This is a genomic window from Frigidibacter sp. MR17.24 (genome assembly GCF_037095655.1).
In the GTDB taxonomy this organism is placed as follows: Bacteria; Pseudomonadota; Alphaproteobacteria; order Rhodobacterales; family Rhodobacteraceae; genus Frigidibacter.
Map to the genome: position 1 here is coordinate 705,845 of NZ_JBAWKE010000002.1, position 20,397 is coordinate 726,241.

Annotated in this window: 20 protein-coding genes; 9 read left to right on the forward strand and 11 right to left on the reverse strand. The window is 71.2% G+C overall.

The annotated features are described in order from the left end of the window. Positions 1-111: 111 nt before the first annotated feature. The gene (locus V8J39_RS10745) at positions 112-1,344 is read left to right on the forward strand and encodes an MFS transporter (protein WP_336460877.1); all 1,233 of its coding nucleotides are present in this window, start codon (positions 112-114) and stop codon (positions 1,342-1,344) included. Positions 1,345-1,393: 49 nt separating this feature from the next. Here the strand turns inward: V8J39_RS10745 and V8J39_RS10750 are convergent, their stop codons facing one another. From V8J39_RS10750 to V8J39_RS10760, 3 genes are read right to left on the reverse strand one after another with little or no spacing between them, the layout of a single operon-like run. Further along, positions 1,394-2,245, reverse strand: a complete 852-nt coding sequence (locus V8J39_RS10750; RefSeq protein ID WP_442902576.1) for an SDR family oxidoreductase — start codon at positions 2,243-2,245, stop codon at positions 1,394-1,396. Next, complete coding sequence (locus tag V8J39_RS10755) at positions 2,245-2,544, reverse strand: SelT/SelW/SelH family protein (protein WP_336460878.1); 300 nt, start codon at positions 2,542-2,544, stop codon at positions 2,245-2,247. The genes V8J39_RS10750 and V8J39_RS10755 overlap by 1 nt, the downstream gene beginning before the upstream one ends. 28 nt (positions 2,545-2,572) lie before the next feature. Beyond that, positions 2,573-3,574 carry a DNA topoisomerase IB gene (locus tag V8J39_RS10760; RefSeq protein ID WP_336460879.1) on the reverse strand — a complete coding sequence of 334 codons (1,002 nt, stop codon included), beginning with the start codon at positions 3,572-3,574 and terminating at the stop codon, positions 2,573-2,575. A gap of 265 nt (positions 3,575-3,839) precedes the next feature. Between V8J39_RS10760 and V8J39_RS10765 the strand changes: the two genes are divergently transcribed. From V8J39_RS10765 to V8J39_RS10780, 4 genes are all read left to right on the forward strand, one after another. Next, the gene (locus V8J39_RS10765; RefSeq protein WP_336460880.1) at positions 3,840-5,639 is read left to right on the forward strand and encodes an adenine deaminase; all 1,800 of its coding nucleotides are present in this window, start codon (positions 3,840-3,842) and stop codon (positions 5,637-5,639) included. Continuing rightward, positions 5,636-7,126, forward strand: a complete 1,491-nt coding sequence (locus tag V8J39_RS10770; RefSeq protein ID WP_336460881.1) for an AMP nucleosidase — start codon at positions 5,636-5,638, stop codon at positions 7,124-7,126. The genes V8J39_RS10765 and V8J39_RS10770 overlap by 4 nt, the downstream gene beginning before the upstream one ends. 150 nt (positions 7,127-7,276) lie before the next feature. After that, on the forward strand, positions 7,277-7,564 hold the full coding sequence (locus V8J39_RS10775; RefSeq protein WP_336460882.1) for an HU family DNA-binding protein: 288 nt from the start codon (positions 7,277-7,279) through the stop codon (positions 7,562-7,564). A gap of 183 nt (positions 7,565-7,747) precedes the next feature. Next, positions 7,748-8,671 carry a DMT family transporter gene (locus tag V8J39_RS10780; RefSeq protein ID WP_336460883.1) on the forward strand — a complete coding sequence of 308 codons (924 nt, stop codon included), beginning with the start codon at positions 7,748-7,750 and terminating at the stop codon, positions 8,669-8,671. Here V8J39_RS10780 and V8J39_RS10785 read toward each other — a convergent pair. Both V8J39_RS10785 and aroC read right to left on the reverse strand, forming a co-directional pair. Continuing rightward, positions 8,637-9,581, reverse strand: a complete 945-nt coding sequence (locus tag V8J39_RS10785) for an AEC family transporter (RefSeq protein WP_336460884.1) — start codon at positions 9,579-9,581, stop codon at positions 8,637-8,639. The genes V8J39_RS10780 and V8J39_RS10785 overlap by 35 nt on opposite strands. Positions 9,582-9,866: 285 nt before the next feature. Further along, positions 9,867-10,985 (reverse strand): chorismate synthase, encoded by a 1,119-nt coding sequence (aroC, locus tag V8J39_RS10790; protein ID WP_336460885.1) that lies wholly within the window; start codon positions 10,983-10,985, stop codon positions 9,867-9,869. A 192-nt stretch (positions 10,986-11,177) separates the two neighbouring features. On the opposite strand from aroC, the gene V8J39_RS10795 reads away from it, so the two are divergent. Beyond that, positions 11,178-12,416, forward strand: coding sequence for an MFS transporter (locus tag V8J39_RS10795; RefSeq protein WP_336460886.1), 1,239 nt, complete (start codon positions 11,178-11,180; stop codon positions 12,414-12,416). Positions 12,417-12,484: 68 nt separating this feature from the next. Then, entirely contained in the window at positions 12,485-13,105 is a 621-nt protein-coding gene (locus V8J39_RS10800; RefSeq protein WP_336460887.1) for a DedA family protein, read from the forward strand. 120 nt (positions 13,106-13,225) lie between these two features. Here the strand turns inward: V8J39_RS10800 and V8J39_RS10805 are convergent, their stop codons facing one another. Genes V8J39_RS10805 through petA form a run of 3 tightly spaced genes read right to left on the reverse strand, consistent with a single transcriptional unit; the run spans position 13,226 to position 15,946 of the window. Then, a complete protein-coding gene (locus V8J39_RS10805) occupies positions 13,226-14,023 on the reverse strand; it encodes a cytochrome c1 (RefSeq protein ID WP_336460888.1) in 798 nt (265 codons plus the stop codon). 11 nt (positions 14,024-14,034) lie between these two features. Further along, positions 14,035-15,372: a cytochrome b gene (gene petB / locus V8J39_RS10810; RefSeq protein WP_336460889.1), complete on the reverse strand. Its 1,338-nt coding sequence runs from the start codon at positions 15,370-15,372 to the stop codon at positions 14,035-14,037. Positions 15,373-15,382: 10 nt separating this feature from the next. After that, positions 15,383-15,946 carry a ubiquinol-cytochrome c reductase iron-sulfur subunit gene (gene petA / locus V8J39_RS10815; RefSeq protein ID WP_336460890.1) on the reverse strand — a complete coding sequence of 188 codons (564 nt, stop codon included), beginning with the start codon at positions 15,944-15,946 and terminating at the stop codon, positions 15,383-15,385. Between the two features lie 282 nt (positions 15,947-16,228). Between petA and V8J39_RS10820 the strand changes: the two genes are divergently transcribed. Further along, positions 16,229-16,861, forward strand: coding sequence for a phosphatase PAP2 family protein (locus tag V8J39_RS10820; RefSeq protein WP_336460891.1), 633 nt, complete (start codon positions 16,229-16,231; stop codon positions 16,859-16,861). A 4-nt stretch (positions 16,862-16,865) separates the two neighbouring features. Then, positions 16,866-17,501, forward strand: coding sequence for a lipid A oxidase (locus tag V8J39_RS10825; protein WP_336460892.1), 636 nt, complete (start codon positions 16,866-16,868; stop codon positions 17,499-17,501). A 4-nt stretch (positions 17,502-17,505) separates the two neighbouring features. Here the strand turns inward: V8J39_RS10825 and V8J39_RS10830 are convergent, their stop codons facing one another. The 3 genes from V8J39_RS10830 to dapF all read right to left on the reverse strand — a co-directional run bounded on the left by V8J39_RS10830 (position 17,506) and on the right by dapF (position 20,303). Then, a complete protein-coding gene (locus V8J39_RS10830) occupies positions 17,506-18,117 on the reverse strand; it encodes a glutathione S-transferase family protein (protein WP_336460893.1) in 612 nt (203 codons plus the stop codon). A gap of 66 nt (positions 18,118-18,183) precedes the next feature. Continuing rightward, positions 18,184-19,461 carry a tRNA (N(6)-L-threonylcarbamoyladenosine(37)-C(2))-methylthiotransferase MtaB gene (mtaB, locus tag V8J39_RS10835; protein ID WP_336460894.1) on the reverse strand — a complete coding sequence of 426 codons (1,278 nt, stop codon included), beginning with the start codon at positions 19,459-19,461 and terminating at the stop codon, positions 18,184-18,186. 2 nt (positions 19,462-19,463) lie between these two features. After that, entirely contained in the window at positions 19,464-20,303 is an 840-nt protein-coding gene (gene dapF / locus V8J39_RS10840; RefSeq protein ID WP_336460895.1) for a diaminopimelate epimerase, read from the reverse strand. Positions 20,304-20,397 lie beyond the last annotated feature (94 nt).

A 20,397-nucleotide genomic window follows, 5' to 3' on the forward strand; every position in this document is an offset into this window, starting at 1 on the left:
GGCGAAATTCGCGGATCCGGGACTTGCCTTTCGCCGGGCGAAGGATCAGATCGCGAGACAGGGAGGCAATCCGGATTCCCTGGATCCCGTAGTCTTGAAAGTTTGATCCCCGTGTCCCAGTCCCCTGCCGACATCGCGGGTCTTGGCGCTGCGCCCGTCTCGACCCAAAGCGCGCCGGTGCCGACCTCGCCGCGGCTCGTCATCCTCGCCCTTGCCCTTGGCGGCTTCGCGATCGGCACGACCGAATTCGCGGCCATGGCGCTGGTGCCCTACTTCTCGCCCGACCTCGGCATCTCCGAGGCCAAGGCCTCCGAGGTGATCTCGGCCTATGCGCTGGGCGTCGTGGTCGGCGCGCCGCTGCTGGCGGTGCTGGGGGCGAAGATCTCGCGCCGGATGCTCCTCGTGCTGCTGATGGTGGCCTTCGGCATCTTCAACGTCCTGTCGGCGCTGGCGCCCGACTTCCGCACGATGCTGGCGTTCCGCTTCCTGTCGGGCATGCCGCACGGCGCCTATTTCGGCGTGGCGGCGCTGGTCGCGGCCTCGGTCGTGCCGGCCAACCGCCGCTCGGCCGCGGTGGCGCGGATCCTCGTGGGCCTGACCATCGCCACCACGATCGGGGTGCCCTTCGCCAGCATCCTTGGCCAGACCGTCGGCTGGCGCTGGGGCTTCGGCCTTGTCGGCGTGCTGGCGGCGCTGACCGCGGTCGCGGTTTTCCTGATGGCGCCGAAGGACCGGCCGAAGCCGGGCTCGAACCCGCTGTCGGAACTTGCCGCCCTGAAGAACCGGCAGGTCTGGCTGACGCTGGCCACGGGCGCCGTCGGCTTTGGCGGCTTCTTCGCCGTCTACACCTACCTCGCCTCGACGCTGAAGACGACGATGGGCGCGCCGCCGTCGATGGAGCCGGTGATGCTGATGGTCGCGGGGGTGGGCATGACCGCCTTCACCTTCCTCGCCGGCTGGGCCGCCGACCGCAACCAGACCGCCGCGGGCTTCGCCAGCCTGATCCTCGGCGCGATCGTGCTGGCGCTTTATCCCGTCGCCACCGGCTCGATCTGGACGATGGGGATCGCGGTCTTCTCGATGAGCGTGATCGGCGGGCTGTCCACCGTGCTGCAGACCCGGCTGATGGACGTGGCCGGCGAGGCGCAGCAGCTGGCGGCGGCCCTGAACCACTCGGCCTTCAACGTCGCCAACGCGCTCGGGCCGTGGCTCGCGGCGCAGGTGATCGCGATGGGCTACGGCTTCCCCTCGTCGGGCTATGTCGGCGCGGCGCTGTCGCTGGGCGGGCTGGTGATCTTCGCCATCACCGTGGCCGACGCGAAGCGCGCGCGCGGCCACGCGTGAGATCTGGCCCGGGAGTTGTCCCGGGGCCTGCCCCGGACCCGGGACGCGACTACCCGGGTTCGGCGGCCAGCAGCGCCGCCAGCCCCTCGCGATAGGTCGGATAGGCCAGCGTGACGCCCAGCGCCTTCATCCGGTCGTTCCGCACCCGCTTGTTTTCCATGTAGAAGCTGCGCGCCATCGGCGTCATCTCGGCCGTCGCGAAATCGACGGCCGGTGGCAGCGGCAGCCCCAGAAGCGCGGCGGCATGGGCGATCACGTCCTGCGGCGGCGCCGGATCGTCGTCGCAGACGTTGTAGACCCCGTCGCGGTCGCCCGCCCGGATCGAGGCCATCAGCACGCTGGCGATGTCCTCGACATGGATGCGGCTGAACACCTGCCCCGGCTTCAGGATCCGGCGCGCCGTGCCTTCGCGCACCTTCTCGAACGGGCCGCGCCCGGGGCCGTAGATCCCGGCCAGCCGGAACACCGTCAGCGCCAGCCCCTCGGCTTCGGCCAGCGCCCGCCAGTCGCGCTCGGCCGCGACCCGCTGGTGGCCGCGCCGGGTCGAGGGCGCCAGCGGCGTGTCCTCGCTGACCCAGCCGCCGCCGTGGTCGCCATAGACGGCCGTGGTCGAGAGATAGCCGATCCAGTCCGGCGCGATGCCACGGAAGCTGTCGCGCGCCGCCGCGAGCAGCGGATCGCCCGCCTCGCCCGGCGCCATCGACACCAGCACGTGGCTTGCCCGCGCCAGCAGCGGCGCGAGGTCGACCCCGGGCCAGACCTGCACGTCCCAGCCCTCGGCGCGCAGCCGTTCGGCCTGGTCGGGGGTGCGGGTGGTGCCGGTGACGGTGCCGCCGGCGGCGATCACCCGCCGCGCCAGCGCCTGCGCGGTATAGCCGTGGCCAAGGGTCAGAAGGTGCATCAGCCCACCGGCCCCCGGTCGAGATGGCCGAGGCTGCGCTCGGGGTCGACGGCGTCGCGGACCCGGCCCTTGAGCGCCTTCACGTCCGGGAAGCCGCCGTCGCGCTTGCGCTCCCAGATCACCAGCTCGCCGATCGTGATCTCGAACCGGCCGCCATGCGCGGGGACCAGCGTCACCCCGCCAAGGTCCTCGCCGAAGGTCGACAGCAGCTCTTGCGCCATCCAGCCGGCGCGCAGCAGCCAGTTGCACTGGGTGCAGTAGGCGATGGTCACGACAGGGGGCGAAGCGGTGTCTGTCATCGGGGCCTCCGGCGGCGTTGCGGACAGCCTAAGCCACGGCCTTGGCAGAAGAAAGCGCGCTTTCGCCAAGCAGGTGAAGAAGCCCGCGCTCGGGCGCGGCCAGCCCGTCGCGCGGCGGCGCGCCGTCGATCAGCGCCTGCCGCTCGGGCGCTTCGAGATCCGCAAGCGCCAGCACCGCGGGGTGGATGTAGCTCTTGCGGCAGACGGTGGGGGTGTTGTGCAGCCGCGCGGCCGCGGCCTCGGTCATGGCGCGGATCGTCACCGGCCCGTCGGTCATCGCCGCCTGCAGCGCCGCGACCGAGCCGTTCCAGGTGCGGAAGGTCTTGGCGGTGGCGTGCTCGTCCTCGACCAGCTCGGACAGCCGGTCGTTGACCTGGCCCGAGCTGACCGGGCGCGAGCGGCCCTCGTCGTCGATCCAGCGAAACAGCGTCCGGCCCGGCAGGTCGTCGAGATCGGCGAGCACCCGGTTCAGCGTGCGGTCGGCGACGGTCGCGCGCACCCGCTTGCCGCCCTTGGCGGTGTAGTCGAGCGTGAGCTTGCTGTCGGTCAGGCGCAGGTGGCGCCGGCGCAGGGTCGTCGCGCCGAAGCTGTTGTTTTCGCTGGCATAGGCCGGGGTGCCGACGCGCATCGACAGCCGATCGATCATCCGCAGCACCGCGGCGACGGCGAAGGCCTCGTCCCCGGCCTCGCCGCGCAGGTCGCGGGCGATGGCGCGCCGGATCCGGGGCAGCGCCGCGCCGAAGGCGGCGAGGCCGTCGAACTTCGCCAGCGACCGCATCTGGGTCCAGTCGGGGTGATAGCGGTACTGCTTGCGGGCGCGGGCATCGAAGCCCGTCGCCTGCAGGTGGCCGTTGATCCGCGGGCAGATCCAGACCTTTTCGTAGGCCGGCGGCACGGCGAGCGCGGCGATCCGCGCCCGTTCGCCGCGGTCGTCGATCGTGGTGCCGTCGGCGGCGCGGTAGCTGAAGCCGCGGCCGCAGCGGTGGCGCGAGATCCCGGGCTCGCTGTCGGGGTAATAGATCAGCCGCATGGCGCGCACCTCCGTCGCCCGGAAAACCCGCCCCCCGCCCCCGCGGTTCCGCCGGGGTCGCGACCGGGCGCGGGGGGTCCGGGGGGCCTCGCAGGCCCCCCGGCGCCTGTTTCGGGCAAGCCCTTGGCAGGGCAGGAAAACAGGGGGGTGACATCCGTGCACCCCCTGTGCACCCCCTGTGCACCCCCCGGACACCGCCGCAGTGCGGCGAGACCGTCGCAAACTGGTCACTTGCACAGCCGCCCGGGCCGGTCCAGATTTCGGCATGGAACATGCATCGCTGAAAACTTGGGCCGAGGCCGCACCGCATCTGGTGGCCGTGGCCGCGGGGCGCCGGCCGGCGGATCTGGTGATCCGCGGCGGGATCTGGGTCAACGTCCACACCCGCGAGGTGCTGCCCGACCACGACATCGCCATCGCGATGGGCCGCGTCGCCTTCGTCGGCCCCGACGCGGGCCACTGCATCGGCGTGGAGACCGAGATCATCGAGGCCGCGGGCCGCTTCATGATCCCCGGCCTTTGCGACGGGCACATGCACATCGAAAGCGGCATGCTGACACCGGCCGAATTCGCCGCCGCCGTGATCCCCCACGGCACCACCACCATGTTCACCGACCCGCACGAGATCGCCAATGTCCTCGGGCTGGACGGCGTGCGGATGATGCATGACGAGGCGCTGATGCAGCCCGTGAGCATCTTCACCCAGATGCCCTCCTGCGCGCCCTCGGCGCCGGGGCTGGAGACCACCGGCTTCGAGATCTCGGCCGAGGACGTGGCCGAGGCGATGCAGTGGCCCGGCATCGTCGGGCTGGGCGAGATGATGAATTTCCCGGGTGTCGTCGCGGGCGATCCGAAGATGCTGGCCGAAATCGCGGTCACCCAGCGGGCGGGCAAGACGGTGGGCGGGCATTACGCCTCGCCCGATCTCGGCCTGCCGTTCCACGCCTATGCCGCGGGCGGGCCGGCGGACGATCACGAGGGCACGGGCGAGGCCGATGCCATCGCCCGCGTCCGTCAGGGGATGCGGTCGATGATGCGGCTGGGGTCGGCCTGGTACGACGTGAAAAGCCAGATCACGGCGGTGACCGAGAAGGGGCTCGATCCGCGGGGCTTCATCCTGTGCACCGACGACTGCCATTCCGGCACGCTGGTCAACGACGGCCACATGAACCGCGTGGTGCGTCACGCGATCGACTGCGGCTGCGAGCCGCTGGTCGCGCTGCAGATGGCCACGATCAACACCGCCACCCATTTCGGGCTGGAGCGCGAGCTGGGCTCGATCGCGCCGGGGCGGCGGGCGGACGTGATCCTGACCTCGGATCTCGCGACGCTGCCGATCGAGGTGGTGATCGCGCGCGGCCGGGTCGTGGCCGAGGACGGCGTGCTGAAGGTCGAGTGCCCGCATTACGACTGGCCCGAGGCCGCGCGGGCGACCGTGCACCTGGGCCGCGACCTGACCGCCGCGGATTTCGAGATCGCGGCGCCCGAGGGCGCGAACAGCGTCACCGCCAAGGTGATCGGCGTGGTCGAGAACCAGGCCCCAACGAAGGCGCTGACCGCCGGGCTGACGGTGACCGAGGGCGTGGTCGAACCCGGCGCGGCGCAGGACGTGGCCCAGATCGCGCTGGTCGAGCGCCACCGCGGCACCGGCAAGGTGGTGAACGGCTTCGTCTCGGGCTTCGGCTACCGGGGCCGGATGGCGATGGCGTCGACCGTGGCGCATGACAGCCACCACATGATCGTCGTCGGCACCGACCGGGCGATGATGGCGGCCGCGGCGATGCGGCTGGGCGAGATGGGCGGCGGCATCACCGTCTGGAAGGACGGGGCCGAGACCGCGAGCGTGGCGCTGCCGATCGCCGGGCTGATGAGCGACAGCCCCGCGGCCGAGGTCGCGGCGGCGGCGGGCCGGATGGTGGCGGCGATGGCCGACTGCGGCTGCACGCTCAACAACGCCTACATGCAGCATTCGCTGCTGGCGCTGGTGGTGATCCCCGAACTTCGGATCTCGGACCTCGGGCTCGTGGACGTGACGAAGTTCGAACTGACGGAGCTGTTCGAATGACCGCGCTTGACCGCACGCCGCAGGCCGCGCGCCTGCAGACCCCGCCCGCCCGCGCCGGCGAGGCCTTCATGGACCCCGAGGCCGCCGTCGCGCGGCTCTGCACGCTTTATGACCAGGCCACGGGCTTCCTGATCGAGGGGTTCAACGCCGCGATCACCGCCGGCCGCCCGTCGGCGCGGCAGCGCGCCTTCTACCCCGAGGTGCGGATCACCACCGACAGCTACCTGCGGTCGGATTCGCGCCTGAGCTTCGGCCATGTCGCCGTGCCCGGCACCTACAGCGCCACGATCACCCGGCCGCAGCTGTTTCGCGACTATCTCGTGCAGCAGCTTGGCCACCTGATCCGCAACCACGGCGTGCCCGTCACCGTCGGCCCGTCCTCGACGCCGATGCCGGTGCATTTCGCTGTCGCGGGCCAGCCCGGCATCGCGGTGCCGCAGGAGGGGGTGCTGGACTTCTCGCTGCGCGACGTCTTCGACGTGCCCGAGCTGGCGACGATGGACGACGACATCGTCAACGGCACCAACCTGTCGCATCCCGACGGCTCGGGGCACCTCGCGCCGTTCACGGCGCAGCGGGTCGACTATTCGCTGGCGCGGCTGGCGCATTACACCGCGACCGACCCGGCGCATTTCCAGAACCACGTGCTGTTCACCAACTACCAGTTCTATGTCGACGAGTTCGAGGCCCTCGCCCGCCGGGTGCTGGCCGATCCCGCCTCGGGCTATACCGGGTTCATCGGGCCGGGGAACCTGCGGATGGATGCCGAGGGCGTGCTGCAGAGCCTTGGCAAGATGCCGCAGATGCCGGCCTACCACCTGATGCGCGAGGGCGCGCAGGGGATCACGCTGGTCAACATCGGCGTCGGCCCGTCGAACGCCAAGACCGCGACCGACCACATCGCGGTGCTGCGCCCGCATGCCTGGCTGATGGTGGGACACTGCGCGGGGCTGCGGAATTCGCAGTCGCTGGGCGATTTCGTGCTGGCCCATGCCTATCTGCGCGAGGACCACGTGCTGGACGACGACCTGCCGGTCTGGGTGCCGATCCCGGCGCTGGCCGAGATCCAGATCGCGCTGCAGGACGCGGTGGCCGAGGTGACCAAGCTGGAAGGCTACGAGCTGAAGCGGATCATGCGCACCGGCACCGTGGCGACCATCGACAACCGCAACTGGGAGCTGCGCGACCAGTCCGGCCCGGTGCAGCGGCTGAGCCAGAGCCGCGCGGTGGCGCTGGACATGGAGAGCGCCACGATCGCCGCGAACGGCTTCCGGTTCCGGGTGCCCTACGGCACGCTGCTGTGCGTGTCGGACAAGCCGCTGCACGGCGAGCTGAAGCTGCCGGGCATGGCGAGCGACTTCTACCGCACGCAGGTCAGCCGGCACCTCGAGATCGGGGTGCGGGCGATGGAGCTTTTGCGCGAGATGCCGCTCGAACGGATACACAGCCGGAAGTTGCGCAGCTTCGAGGAGACCGCGTTTCTCTGATTTCCGCCTAAACTTGGGGATTCCGGCCGGTTTCCGGTGCCGGGGCAGCGAAAACCCCTTGCCTTGCAGGGTGAAAACCTGTGATGGAGCTTGGGTGCCGGCAAAAGGCGGAAACATGACCCCGAACGGGGCAATGTGAGGAGATAGGACATGACCAAACCGATGACGAAGACCGCGCTGGTCGCCGCCGTCGCCGAAGCCATGGGCTCGGACAAGAAAACCGCGACGGCCGCGCTGGACGCGATCTCGGACGTGGTCGCGAAGGAAGTGGCCGCTGGTGGCGCCGTGACGCTGCCGGGCATCGGCAAGGTCCTGTGCCGTGCGCGCCCCGAGCGCCAGGTGCGCAACCCCGCCACCGGCGAGACCATGACCAAGCCGGCCGACAAGGTCGTCAAGGTCACCATCGCCAAGGCGCTGAAGGACGTCGTCAACGGCTGAGGCCGCTGACCGCCGCCCCCGCCCGCACGGGACCGGGGCGGCACCGGACGATCGCCGGCCCTTGCGGTCGCACTTGCGGTCGGGCACGGGTGCTGCAAGGGTCGCTGCGCATGCGCGCCGCGGCCCTTTTCGTTTCCGGGCCCCCGCGGCCGCCACTCCCTTGCTGTCACGGAGCCCCACGCCATGGACATTCGCGCGATCCTGATGGGCGTCGCCTTCGCCTTCATGTGGTCCTCGGCCTTCGCCTCGGCGCGGATGATCGTGCAGGATGCGCCGCCGCTCTGGGCGCTGGCCGCGCGCTTCGCGGCCTCGGGCATCGTCGCCTGCGCCATCGCGCGGGCCGGGGGCGCCAGCTTCCGCATCCCGCGGGCGCAGTGGCGCGCGGTGGTGATCTTCGGGCTGTGCCAGAACGCGCTCTACCTGGGGCTGAACTTCGTCGCGATGCAGCGGATCGAGGCCTCGCTGGCCGCGATCATCGCCTCGACCATGCCGCTGCTGGTCGCGGCGCTTGGCTGGGCGGTCTTCGGCGACCGGGTGCGGCCGATGGGGCTGGCGGGGCTGGCCGCGGGCGTCGTGGGCGTGGCGATCATCATGGGCGCGCGGCTGTCGGGCGGCGCCGACCTCGCCTCGATCGGGCTGTGCGTCGCGGGCGCTCTGGCGCTGGCGATCGCCACGCTGACGGTGCGCGGCGCGGCGGGCGGCGGCAGCGTGCTGATGGTCGTCGGGCTGCAGATGTTCGTGGGCGCGGCGATCCTCGCGGTGGTCGCCGCCGCGACCGAGGTGCCGCAGGTCGACTGGAATGGCCGCCTGCTGCTGGCCTTCGTCTACACCACGCTGATCCCCGGCGTGCTGGCGACCTGGGTCTGGTTCCTGCTGGTCGCGCGGATCGGCGCGGTGCGGGCCGCGACCTTCCACTTCCTCAACCCGTTCTTCGGGGTGATCGTCGCCGCGCTGACGCTGGGCGAGCACATCGGGCGCAACGACGTGATCGGTGTCGCCGTGGTCGCGGCCGGGATCCTTGCAGTGCAGCTGTCGCGGCAGAAGCCCGCGGCCCCGGCCCCCGTCCCGGGTGTCAGTGCGTCAGCGCCAGCAGCGCCGAAAGCGTGAAGAAGGCGGTGGCGGTGCCACCGAGCAGCGCGATCGAGGCCATGCCCTCCTGCCGGTGCTCGGCCGCGAGGATCGCGTAGACCCCCAGCATCGGCAGCGCGCCGGTGACGATCAGCGCGAAGTCGAAGCCGGGGCCCACCGGCGGCAGGCCCAGCATCGGGCCGAAGCGCAGCACCGCCAGCGCCATCAGCGGCATCATGAACAGCTTCATGACCACGATGGTGGTGGCGAGCGCGGTGTTGCCCCGCAGCGGCAGCCCGACCAGCGAGCCGCCGATGTAGAACAGCGCGAGCGCGCTCGACGCGGCGGCGAACAGCGCCGAGAGCCGCGAGAGCCCGACCGGCAGCGGGATCCCCGACAGGTTCACCGCCAGCCCCACCAGCAGCAGCAGGATCATCGGCCGGCGCAGCAGCCCGATCGCGATCGCCCAGATCAGCCGCAGCGGCGCGACATTGCTCTGCGGGCGCGACAGCTCCATCAGCAGGATCGCGAGCGGGACGATGAAGAAATTCTCGACGATCAGGTTCAGCGTCAGGAACGGCCCGGCATGGTCGGGCGAGGCCAGCATCATCAGCGGATAGCCGATGTAGCCCGAGTTCGAGCAGGTCATCCCCAGCACGCCCACCGCCCGCTTCTGGCCGCGCCAGCCGGCGAGGGTCATCACCAGAAAGCCGAGGCTGCCGTTCAGCAGCGCGATCAGCGCGTAGCCGATGGCATAGCCGGCGTCGAAGACCTCGCCCAGCGGGCGCGAGGTGACGCCGGTGAAGATCAGCGCCGGCAGGGCGATGTTGATGACGAAGCGCCCCAGCACCGACATGTCGCCCGGGGCGAAGAGCCCGCGCCGGGTGAGGAGATAGCCAAGCCCGATGGTCGCGAAGATCGGGAAGGTGATGCCGAGGACGCTCAGCATGGGCGGCCGGGCTGCGGCGGGAACGGGGAGAGCACGGGGAGGAGACCGGTCTGGACGGGGAGGAAGGGGAGGCACGGGCCGGCCGGTGGCCGGGCGCGGCGATCCTGCCCCCGGCCGGGCGGAAGGGCAAGGGACCCGGCTCCAGGTTTCGCGCGGCCGTTGCATCGGGCTGCCGGTCTCTACCGGGCGGGGCCGGCGGTGCGGGCGGTCCCGGCGACAGGCGGCGCGGGTTCGCCCCGGGGCCGGGATGGCCGCCACGGCGGCGGCCACCCGTCTGGCGGGGGGTCAGCGGCCGGTCGACCCGCCGATCCGGCCGCGGGCGCCGCCGGTCTGCTGGCGGTCGCGCAGCAGGTGGTCGGCCAGCACCAGCGCCATCATCGCCTCGCCCACCGGCACGGCGCGGATGCCGACGCAGGGGTCGTGGCGGCCCTTGGTGATCAGCTCTTTCTCGTGCCCCTCGGTGTCGATCGTGCGCCGGGGCGTCAGGATCGACGAGGTCGGCTTGACCGCGAAGCGGCAGACCACGTCCTGCCCCGTCGAGATGCCGCCGAGGATGCCGCCGGCATGGTTCGACAGGTAGAGCGGCGCGCCGTCGTTGCCCATGCGGATCTCGTCGGCATTGGCCGAGCCGGTGAGTTCGGCCGCCGCCATCCCCTCGCCGATCTCGACGGCCTTGACCGCGTTGATCGACATCATCGCCGCGGCGAGGTCGCCGTCGAGCTTGCCGTAGATCGGCGCGCCGAGGCCGGCGGGCACGCCCGAGGCCACGACCTCGATCACCGCGCCGACCGAATCGTGGGCCTTGCGCAGCCCGTCGAGATAGCCGGCCCAGTCCTCGGCCGCCTGCGCGTCGGGGCACCAGAAGGGGTTCTGCTCGATCTGGGTCGCATCGAAGCGGGCGCGGTCGATGCGGTGGGGGCCGACCTGCACCATGTAGCCGGTGATAGTGATCCCGGGCGCCAGCGCGTCGAGCGTCGCGCGTGCGACGCCGCCCGCCGCGACCCGCGCCGCGGTCTCGCGCGCCGAGGACCGGCCGCCGCCGCGATAGTCGCGCAGGCCGTATTTCTGGTGATAGGTGATGTCGGCATGGCCGGGGCGGAACGAGGTGGCGATTTCGCCATAGTCCTTGGAGCGCTGGTCGGTGTTCTCGATCATCAGCTGGATCGGGGTGCCGGTGGTCACGCCCTCGAACACGCCCGACAGGATCTTCACCGCGTCGGGTTCCTGGCGCTGGGTGGTGAAGCGGTTCTGGCCCGGCTTGCGGCGGTCGAGCCAGTGCTGCAGCGCGCCCGGATCCAGCGCGATGCCGGGCGGGCAGCCGTCGACGGTGGCGCCCAGCGCCGGCCCGTGGCTTTCGCCCCAGGTGGTCATGCGGAAGGCCTGGCCGAAGGTATTGAAGCTCATCACGCTCTCCGAGGATCGGTCGGCCCCGTCCCTAGCGCCCGGGGGCGCGGCGCTCAAGGGGTATGGCCGGATCGGGGGCGATGCAGGGGCCCTGTGCATCCGCACCAATTGACCCCGCACCATCCGGCGATAGGGTGGCGGCCTTCCCCTCCCGGTCCGCGCGCGGGCCCTTCCCTCGCCCGGACCGATGCCATGACTGATGCCATGACCGATGCCACCTCTGCCTGCCCCGGGCCCCGCGCCCCGTCGACGCCGCCGGTCCTGACGCGCGGGCTCGTGCTGCTGCTGGCGACCGCCTGCGGGATGATCGCGGCAAATCTCTATTACGCGCAGCCGCTGGTGGCGCCGATCGCGGCGGAATTCGCGATCTCGCCGGCGCTGGCGGGGCTGATCGTGACGATGTGCCAGCTGGGCTACGGGCTGGGGCTGCTGTTCCTGGTGCCGGTCGCGGACCTGGTCGAGAACCGGCGGCTGATCCTGTCGATCCTCGCGCTGGGCACCGTGGCGCTGGTGGGCGCGGCGCTGGCGGGGTCGGCCGCGTCGTTCCTGACCGCGGCGCTGCTGATCGGGCTCGGCTCGGTCTCGGTGCAGGTGATCGTACCCTATGCCGCGGCGCTCGCCCCCGAGGAGATGCGCGGGCAGGTCGTGGGCTCGGTCCTCAGCGGGCTGATGACCGGGATCATGCTCGCGCGGCCGGTGTCGAGCTTTCTGGCCGACGCCTTCGGCTGGCGCGCGGTGTTCTGGGTCTCGGCGGTGGCGCTGGTGGCGCTGGCCGCGGTGATCCGGGCGCGGATGCCGGCACGGGTGCCGCCGGCGGGGATGGGCTATGCGGGCCTGCTTGCCTCGATGCGGCGGCTCGCGCTGGGCGAGCCGGTGCTGCAGCGCCGGACGCTGTGCCACGCGCTGCTCTTCGCCGCCTTCTCGCTGTTCTGGACGGTGGTGCCGCTGCATCTGGCGCAGGATTTCGGTCTGAGCCAGTCGGGGATCGCGCTCTTTGCGCTGGCGGGCGCGGCGGGGGCGGTGGCGGCGCCGATTGGCGGGCGGCTGGCCGATCGCGGGCATGGCACCGCGGCGGTGATCGCGGCCTGCCTGCTGGGCATCGGCTGCTTCGTCGCGGGCTTCGCCGCCGAGGGGCCGAGCGGCGCCTGGATCGCGGTGCTGGTGCTGGCGGGCATCGCGCTCGACTTCGGGGTGGCGCTGAACCTGGTGGTCAGCCAGCGCGCGCTCTTCGCGCTGGGGGCCGAGATGCGGGGCCGGCTGAACGGGCTGTTCATGGCGGGCTTCTTCGCCGGCGGCGCCGCGGGCTCGGCGGTGGGGGGCTGGGCCTGGGCCGTGGGCGGCTGGCCGCTGGCCTCGGCCATCGGTGCAGCGCTGCCGGCGGCGGCGCTGGCCGCCTTCCTGGCCTTCCGCGCCGCCGGCGCGCGCGACTGAGCGGCCTCGCCGCGGCGCGCGGGCGCGCTATCCTTGCGGGGATCTCCCCGTCCAGAAGGCGCGCGCCCGTGCTGACCCTCATCACCCTGCAGTTCGCGGCCGTCCTCACCGGCCTGATCTCGGCCACCGGATACCTCGGTATCGCCGGGCTGATGGCGCTGGAAAGCGCCTGCATCCCGCTGCCCTCCGAGGTGATCATGCCCTTCGCCGGATCGCTGGTGGCGCAGGGCGAGATGAACCTGTGGCTGGTGGCGCTGGCGGGCGCGGTCGGCTGCAACCTCGGCTCGACGCTGGCGTATGGCGTCGGCGCGCGGGGCGGGCGCGGGATGGTGCTGCGCTGGGGACGGTGGCTGGGCCTGACCGAGCGTTCGCTTGCCCGCAGCGAGGCGCATTTCGCGCGCTGGGGCACGATCACCGTCTTCGTCGCGCGGCTTTTGCCGGTGGTGCGCACCTTCGTGTCGCTGCCGGCGGGCATCGGCCGGATGCCGGTCTGGCGCTTCCAGGTCTACACCTTCCTCGGCTCGTTCCCGTGGTGCCTGGCGCTGGCCTGGATCGGCCGGCGGCTGGGCGAGGCCTGGGACAGCTCGCCCGGCCTGCACCAGGCGATGCGCGGGCTTGATATCGTGGTGGTGCTGGGGCTGCTCGCCTGGGCCGGCCACTGGCTCTATCGCCGCCGCCGCCCGTCCTGACGCCCGGGGTCGGCGCCCGGCGCAGGGGGGGCGGGGGGGGGGGGGGGGGGCCCCCCCCCCCCCCCCCCCTCCCCCCCCCCCCCCCCCCCTCCCCCCCCCCCCCCCCCCGCCCCTGTTTCGTCAGGCTTCCCGCTTGTGCTTGATCGGGGCCCAGATCCGCTTGTTGGTCAGGTACAGCAGCACCGCCAGCAGCCCGAGGAACAGCACGGCGACGAAGCCCACCTGCTTGCGCGCCATCAGCTTCGGCTCGGCCGCCCACATCAGGAAGGCCGACACGTCCTCGGCCATGTGGCTGACGTCGTTGGGCGCGCCGTCGGCGAATTCCACCTGCCCGTCCGACAGCGGCGGCGGCATCGCGATCCAGCCGGTCGAGAAGGCGTGGTTCTCGTAGAAGGTGGTGCCGGCCTGCTCCATTGTCTCGCCGGTATAGCCGGTGAGGATCGCGTGGATGTACTCGGGCCCGCCGATGCCGCGCATCAGCTGGCTGATCCCGGTGCCGTAGGGCCCGTGGAAGGCCGCGCGGGCCTTGGCCATCAGCGACAGGTCCGGGGCATTGGGCAGCGACGAGTGCGGGAAGTGGTCCGAGGGTTTGCCCTCGCGGTCCTCGCCGGTCTCGGCGTCGGTCACGGTGAACTGCGTGGCATAGGCGCGGACCTGGTCCTCGGGCAGGTGCGGGCCGCCCTCGTCCGCCAGCGACCGGATCGGCACGAACTTCATGCCGTGGCAGGCCGCGCAGACCTCGGTGTAGACCTGCAGGCCGCGCTGCAGCTGGAACTCGTCGAACTTGCCGAAGGGCCCTTCGAACGAGAACGACCAGTCCTCGATATGGCCGCCGCCATGCTCCTGCGCGGCGGCGGGCAGCGCAAGCGCCAGGCCCGATGCCGCGGCGAGGGTCAGGGTGAGGGTGCGAATGCTCATGATCTTGTCCCTCACTCGGCCAGAACGGTCTTGGTGCCGCCGGTCGTGGGCGCGTAATGCGCGTCGAAATCCTCTTCGATCGTCGCGGGCACCGGCAGCGGCTTCTCGATCAGGCCCAGAAGCGGCAGGATCACCAGGAAGTAGGCGAACCAGTAGGCCGAAGCGATCAGCGAGATCCAGGCGGTCAGGTCGGTGGGCGTCTGGCTGCCGACCCACATCAGCACGATGAAGTCGAGCACCAGAAGCGCGAACCACCACCTGAACATCGGCCGGTAGCGGCCCGAGCGGACCCGCGAGGTGTCGAGCCAGGGCGTCAGCGCCATCACCGCGATCGCGCCGAACATCGCCAGCACGCCGAAGAACTTGGCGTCGACGATGCCGAAGGTGATCCAGTTGACCAGCATCACCACCCAGACGTCGCCGGTGAAGGCGCGCAGGATCGCGTAGAACGGCAGGAAGTACCATTCGGGCACGATGTGGGCGGGGGTCGAGAGCGGGTTGGCCTCGATGTAGTTGTCGGGGTGGCCGAGGTAGTTCGGCATGAAGCCCACGACGGCGAAGAAGATCGCCATGATCACCGCCAGGGCGAACAGGTCCTTGATCACGAAGTAGGGCCAGAACGGCACGGTGTCCTTCGCCGCCTCGGCCTTGGAGCCGCGGCGGACCTCGACCCCGGTCGGGTTGTTGTTGCCCGTCGAGTGGAAGGCCCAGATGTGCACCGCGACCAGCGCCGCGATCACGAAGGGCAGCAGGTAGTGCAGCGAGAAGAAGCGGTTGAGCGTGGCGTTGTCGACGGCCGGGCCGCCCAGCAGCCAGGTCTGGATCGACGGGCCGATGCCCGGGATCGCGCCGAAGAGGCCGGTGATCACCGTCGCGCCCCAGAACGACATCTGCCCCCAGGGCAGCACGTAGCCCATGAAGGCCGTGCCCATCATCGCGAGGTAGATCAGCATGCCGACGATCCAGGTCACCTCGCGCGGGGCCTTGTAGGACCCGTAGTAGAGGCCGCGGAAGATGTGGATGTAGACGGCGAAGAAGAACAGCGACGCGCCGTTGGCGTGCAGGTAGCGCAGCATGTAGCCGCCGTTCACGTCGCGCATGATGTGCTCGACCGACGAAAAGGCGAGGCTGACATGCGGCGTGTAGTGCATGACCAGGACGATCCCGGTCGCGATCTGCAGCACCAGGCAGAAGGTCAGGACGATGCCCCAGATCCACATCCAGTTGAGGTTCTTGGGCGTCGGGATCATCAGCGTGTCGTAGACCAGCGCCACGATCGGCAGCCGCTTGTGCAGCCAGGTCTCGGGGGCGGTCTTCGGTTCGTAGTGATCGTGCGGGATGCCGGCCATGCTGTCCTCCTCAGCCCAGCAGAATCGTCGTGTCGTCCGAGAAGGACGCGGTCGGCACCGGCAGGTTCTGCGGTGCGGGTCCGCGCCGGATCCGGCCGGCGGCGTCGTAGTGCGAGCCGTGGCAGGGGCAGAACCAGCCGTCGAAATCCCCTGCCCCGTCGCCGATCGGCACGCAGCCCAGATGCGTGCACACGCCCATCATCACCAGCCATTCGCCGGCTTCGTCCAGCGTCCGGTTCTCGTCCGTCGCCTGCGCGTCGGCGGCGATGTTGGCGTTGCGGGCATTGGTGTCGACCAGATCGCCCATCGGCACGGCGCGCGCGCTTTCGATGTCCTCGGGCGAGCGGCGGCGGATGAACACGGGCTTGCCGCGCCACTTCACCGTCAGCTGGGTGCCGGTCTCGACCCCGCTCACGTCGACGTAGATCGAGGCCAGCGCCTGCACGTCGGCCGAGGGGTTCATCTGGTTCACCAGCGTCCAGACCGCGGCGCCGGTGGCGACCGCCCCGGTGCCGGCCGTGGCATAGTAGAGAAAGTCACGGCGGGTGCCGACGTGATCGTCTGCGTGGGACACGTCTAATCTCCTTCCCTAGCCGGAAGGCGAGCGGTCGCGGGCTGTGATCCTCCCCCGCGTGCTCCCGTGGCCCTCCATCCGGGGCCGTTTTTATTCGCGAAATCAATATGCGTCCAGCGCGCAATCGGTGCGCGGCCGCCCCTGCGGGAAAACGTCGCGACGATGTCACGCCCCGGCGCGGGCGCGGTGGCGCCGGAGCGGCCGCTCACGCGGGTGTCGCAGAACCGTGATCGTTTCGTGATATCGCGTTAAATCAACGGATTGGACGGATCGGAGGCAGGGATGATCGCGACGGCGCTGCGGATCCTCGGCTGTGCGCAGGCGGTGACGGTGATTCTGGTGCTGGCGGTGAGCTTCGGCGGCTGGCGCGCGGATCGGATCGGCGACCGGCTGCAGGTGGCGCTGCCGCTGGCGGCGCTGGCCTGCCAGGCAAGCCCCGCCGCCGCGGGCGAATTCGCGCTGCGCTACGCGGCGATGTTCACCTCCGCCCATGCCGCCAAGCGCGGCCTTGGCGGCGCGGCGCTCAACCGCCGGCCGGACGGCGGGCGCAACGGCTTCCCCTCGGCCCATACCGCGACGGCGGTGCTGGGGGCGAGCGCGCTGCTGCGCGACTGCGTGGCGCGCAACCCGGTGGCGCAGGGGGTGGTGGTCTTCGCCGCGACCTTCGTCGGCGCCTCGCGCATCGAAGCCGGGCGGCACGACATCTGGCAGGTCTTTGCCGGTGCCGGGCTGGGGCTGGGCTGCGAGCGGCTGGCGCGGCGCCCGGGGCCGGCCCGGCGGCGGGCGCGGCGGGCGCTGTTGTTGATCGGCAACGCACTGCGGCGCGGCGGACACGGGGTACTTGCCGCGACGGCAGGCGGGGCGGCACCATGGCGGGAACGGCGCCGCCAAGGCGCGATGACGGCCAGAGGATGAGCAGATGCGCGCGACCACCGCGGCGCTTGCCCTCGGCGCCCTGCTGGCGCCGGGCGTCGGGCAAGCCGAGATCAGCCTGTCGTTCTACAGCGGACTGCAATCCGTCGACGGCACCCGGCTGGATGCCGGATCGCTGGGATCGAGCGACCCCGACTGGGCGGGCAGGTCGCTGTCGGCCCCGCCCTACTGGGGCGCGCGCGCGACCTGGTGGGCGGACGAGGCCTGGGGCTTCGCGGTCGAGGTCAACCACGCCAAGGCCTATGCCCGCAACCGGGCCGAGGCCGGCTATGACACGCTGGAATTCACCGACGGGCTGAACTTCGCCACCGTGAACGCCTTCCGCCGCTGGCAGGAGCCCGGGCGGCGCTGGTGGCCCTATGTCGGCGCCGGGGTCGGGCTGGCGATGCCGCATGTCGAGGTCACGCCCGCGGGCGGGCGCGACACGTTCGAGTACCAGATCACCGGCCCGGTGGTGCAGGTCGTGGCCGGCACCACCCTGGGCGTCAGCGCGCGCTGGCGGGTGTTCGGCGAGTGGAAGGCCAGCTGGTCGAAGCACGACATCGACCTGAAGGACGGCGACAGCCTGCAGACCGAGTTCACCACCAACGCGGTGAACATCGGCATCACCTACAGCTTCTGACCGCTCACTGCTTGGGCAGCGTCTCGAGCATCGAGGGGCGGGTGGCGAAGGTCTCGTACCAGGCGGTCAGCGCCGGACGGCCGTCGCGCCAGCCCCGCTCGTCGAAGCGGAAATCGAGATAGCCCAGCGCGCAGCCCAGCGCGATCGCCGGCATCGTCGCCCGGTCCGGCGGCATCCCGCCCAGCCAGCGCGTCTCGATCGTGTCGAGCGCGCGCGCGACCTTGGTCCACTGTCCCTCGACCCAGGGGGCGAATCGCAGCTCCTCGGGGCGCAGGCGGCGTTCGTAGGACATCAGCAGCGCGGCATCGAGCGCGCCCTCGACCGTGGATTCGACGATCAGCGCATCCCAGAGCGCATCGCCCGACGGATAGAGACTGCCGCCGCTTTCGGCATCGATCCAGCGGGTGATCAGCCGGCTGTCGTACAGCACCCGCCCCGGCGCGATCTCGAGCGCGGGGACCTTGCCCAGGGGGTTGGCCTCGATCGGCGCGGTGCCGGGATCGATCGGCGTGCCCGAGCCGGTGACAAGTTCGACCTTGCCGATCATGTCGGTCTCGATCAGCGCGACCATGATCTTGCGCACGAAGGGCGACAGCGGCGAGTGGTAGAGACGCATTGGGATCCCCCGTCGGTTGGCTCGTGCCGACCGTGGCCCTGCGCGGCGGGACTGTCCAGCCCGGTGTCAGACCGTCAGGCGGCCGTCGGCCACGCCGCGGATCACGAGGTCGAGGATCGTGCCCTCGGGCTGGTCGGTGTCGAAGCGCACTTCCGTGAACTGCTCGGTCCGCCCCAGCCGCGGCCCCTCGGTCAGAACGCGGTGGCGGCGGCCGACCTGCCGGCCGAGGTGGCGCTGCAGCGCGGACTCGCCCGCCGCGCGCAGCCGTGCCGCGCGGTCCTTGATCGCCGGGCCCTTCACCTGCGGCATCCGCGCCGCGGGCGTGCCCTTGCGGGGGCTGTAGGGAAAGACGTGCAGGAAGGTCAGGCCGCAGTCGGTCACCAGCTTCAGCGAGTTGTCGAACATCGCCTCGGTTTCCGTCGGGAAGCCCGCGATGATGTCGGCGCCGAAGATCATGTCGGGGCGCAGCCGGCGCGCCTCTTCGCAGAAGGCGATGGCGTCGTCGCGCAGGTGGCGCCGCTTCATCCGCTTGAGGATCATGTCGTCGCCGGCCTGCAGGCTCAGGTGCAGGTGCGGCATCAGACGCGGCTCGGTCGCGATCGCCTGCATCAGGTTCGGATCGGCCTCGATCGAATCGATCGAGGAGATCCGCAGCCGCGGCAGGTCGGGCACCAGCTTGAGGATCCGCATCACCAGATCGCCCAGCCGCGGCGTCGCCGGCAGGTCGGCGCCCCAGCTGGTGAGATCGACGCCGGTCAGCACGACCTCGTTGAAGCCCTTGCCCACCAGCCGCTTGATCTGTTCCACGACGACCCCGGCCGGGACCGAGCGGGAATTGCCGCGGCCGAAGGGGATGATGCAGAAGGTGCAGCGGTGGTCGCAGCCGTTCTGCACCTGCACATAGGCGCGGTGGCGGCCGAATCCGTCGATCAGGTGGCCCGCCGTCTCCTTCACCGACATGATGTCGTCGACGCGGATCTTCTCGGTCTCGCCGATCAGGTCACTGCCGGGGCTGCGGAACTCGCGGCCGAGATCGGACCAGGTGTCGGCCAGCATCTTCTCGTGGTTGCCGATGATGCGCGTGACCTCGGGCATGGCGGCGAAGGTCTCGGGCTCGGTCTGCGCGGCGCAGCCGGTCACGATCACCGGCGCGCCGGGATTCTCGCGCGCGAGCCTGCGGATCTCCTGCTTGGCCTTGCGCACCGCCTCGGCGGTGACGGCGCAGGTGTTGACCACCACCGCGCCCGGCAGGCCGGCGGCGGCCGACAGCTCGCGCATGGCCTCGGTCTCGTAGGCGTTCAGGCGACAGCCAAGGGTCGCGAAGACGGGCGGTTTCGCGTCCATGCTCAGCCCACCCGGTCCAGGAAATCGGGCGTCAGGACGCCGTCGAAGACATGGGCGGTGGGGCCGGTCATCCAGACCCCGTCGTCGCGCCAGTCGATCTCCAGCGTGCCGCCATCGACCTCGACCGTCACCCTGCGCCCGGTCAGGCCGCGCAGATGCGCCGCCACCGCCGTCGCACAGGTGCCCGAGCCGCAGGCCAGCGTGATGCCCGCCCCGCGCTCCCACACCCGCATCCGCAGGCGGTCGGGGCCGATGACGCTGGCGAACTCGACATTGGTCGCCTCGGGGAACAGGGGGTGATGCTCGATCGCGGCGCCGTCGCGGGCCACGTCCACGGACTCGGCATCGGGCACGAAGAAGATGCAGTGCGGGTTGCCCATGCCGATGGCGACCGGGTCGCCCTCGAGAGGCAGGTGCAGCACGTCGTTGACCGGCACGAGCGGGATCTGCGCGGGCTCGGTCATCGGCGCGCCCATGTTGACGCTGACCAACCCGTCGCTGCGCCGCCGCGCGTGCAGCAACCCGCGCGAGGTGCGCAGCGTCGTCGCCTCGGCCCCGCTCTCGCGCAGGATGAAATCGCTGACGCAGCGGGTGGCGTTGCCGCAGGCGCCGGCCTCGGAGCCGTCGGAATTCAGGAACTGCAGCCGGAAATCGGCATCCTCGGTCGGGTGGATCACGGCGAGCTGGTCGAAGCCCACGCCGCGGTTGCGGTCCGCGAGCGCGCGCGCCAGCGCGGCCGTCACCGGGCGGTCGGTGCGGCGGGCGTCGATGACGACGAAGTCGTTGCCCGCGCCGTGCATCTTCATGAACGGCAGGCCGGAATGGGAGCGCGAGTCCTTCATGCCGCGCGATATACGCGTGCCGGGAAGTTTTTTCCAGCGGCGTGAACTTTTCGCGGCGAAGGCGCTTGACCCCCGGTGCCGCTCTGCGTAGAGA

What these genes read in the sequence shown, in the direction of transcription:
- V8J39_RS10830 (WP_336460893.1), bottom strand. Translation starts at nt 18,117, where the DNA reads ATGCGTCTCTACCACTCGCCGCTGTCGCCCTTCGTGCGCAAGATCATG.
- V8J39_RS10750 (WP_442902576.1), bottom strand. Translation starts at nt 2,245, where the DNA reads ATGCACCTTCTGACCCTTGGCCACGGCTATACCGCGCAGGCGCTGGCG.
- V8J39_RS10805 (WP_336460888.1), bottom strand. Translation starts at nt 14,023, where the DNA reads ATGAGCATTCGCACCCTCACCCTGACCCTCGCCGCGGCATCGGGCCTG.
- V8J39_RS10765 (WP_336460880.1), top strand. Translation starts at nt 3,840, where the DNA reads ATGGAACATGCATCGCTGAAAACTTGGGCCGAGGCCGCACCGCATCTG.
- petB (WP_336460889.1), bottom strand. Translation starts at nt 15,372, where the DNA reads ATGGCCGGCATCCCGCACGATCACTACGAACCGAAGACCGCCCCCGAG.
- V8J39_RS10755 (WP_336460878.1), bottom strand. Translation starts at nt 2,544, where the DNA reads ATGACAGACACCGCTTCGCCCCCTGTCGTGACCATCGCCTACTGCACC.
- V8J39_RS10825 (WP_336460892.1), top strand. Translation starts at nt 16,866, where the DNA reads ATGCGCGCGACCACCGCGGCGCTTGCCCTCGGCGCCCTGCTGGCGCCG.
- V8J39_RS10795 (WP_336460886.1), top strand. Translation starts at nt 11,178, where the DNA reads ATGACTGATGCCATGACCGATGCCACCTCTGCCTGCCCCGGGCCCCGC.
- mtaB (WP_336460894.1), bottom strand. Translation starts at nt 19,461, where the DNA reads ATGGACGCGAAACCGCCCGTCTTCGCGACCCTTGGCTGTCGCCTGAAC.
- V8J39_RS10780 (WP_336460883.1), top strand. Translation starts at nt 7,748, where the DNA reads ATGGACATTCGCGCGATCCTGATGGGCGTCGCCTTCGCCTTCATGTGG.
- V8J39_RS10820 (WP_336460891.1), top strand. Translation starts at nt 16,229, where the DNA reads ATGATCGCGACGGCGCTGCGGATCCTCGGCTGTGCGCAGGCGGTGACG.
- V8J39_RS10785 (WP_336460884.1), bottom strand. Translation starts at nt 9,581, where the DNA reads ATGCTGAGCGTCCTCGGCATCACCTTCCCGATCTTCGCGACCATCGGG.
- dapF (WP_336460895.1), bottom strand. Translation starts at nt 20,303, where the DNA reads ATGAAGGACTCGCGCTCCCATTCCGGCCTGCCGTTCATGAAGATGCAC.
- V8J39_RS10770 (WP_336460881.1), top strand. Translation starts at nt 5,636, where the DNA reads ATGACCGCGCTTGACCGCACGCCGCAGGCCGCGCGCCTGCAGACCCCG.
- aroC (WP_336460885.1), bottom strand. Translation starts at nt 10,985, where the DNA reads ATGAGCTTCAATACCTTCGGCCAGGCCTTCCGCATGACCACCTGGGGC.
- V8J39_RS10760 (WP_336460879.1), bottom strand. Translation starts at nt 3,574, where the DNA reads ATGCGGCTGATCTATTACCCCGACAGCGAGCCCGGGATCTCGCGCCAC.
- V8J39_RS10775 (WP_336460882.1), top strand. Translation starts at nt 7,277, where the DNA reads ATGACCAAACCGATGACGAAGACCGCGCTGGTCGCCGCCGTCGCCGAA.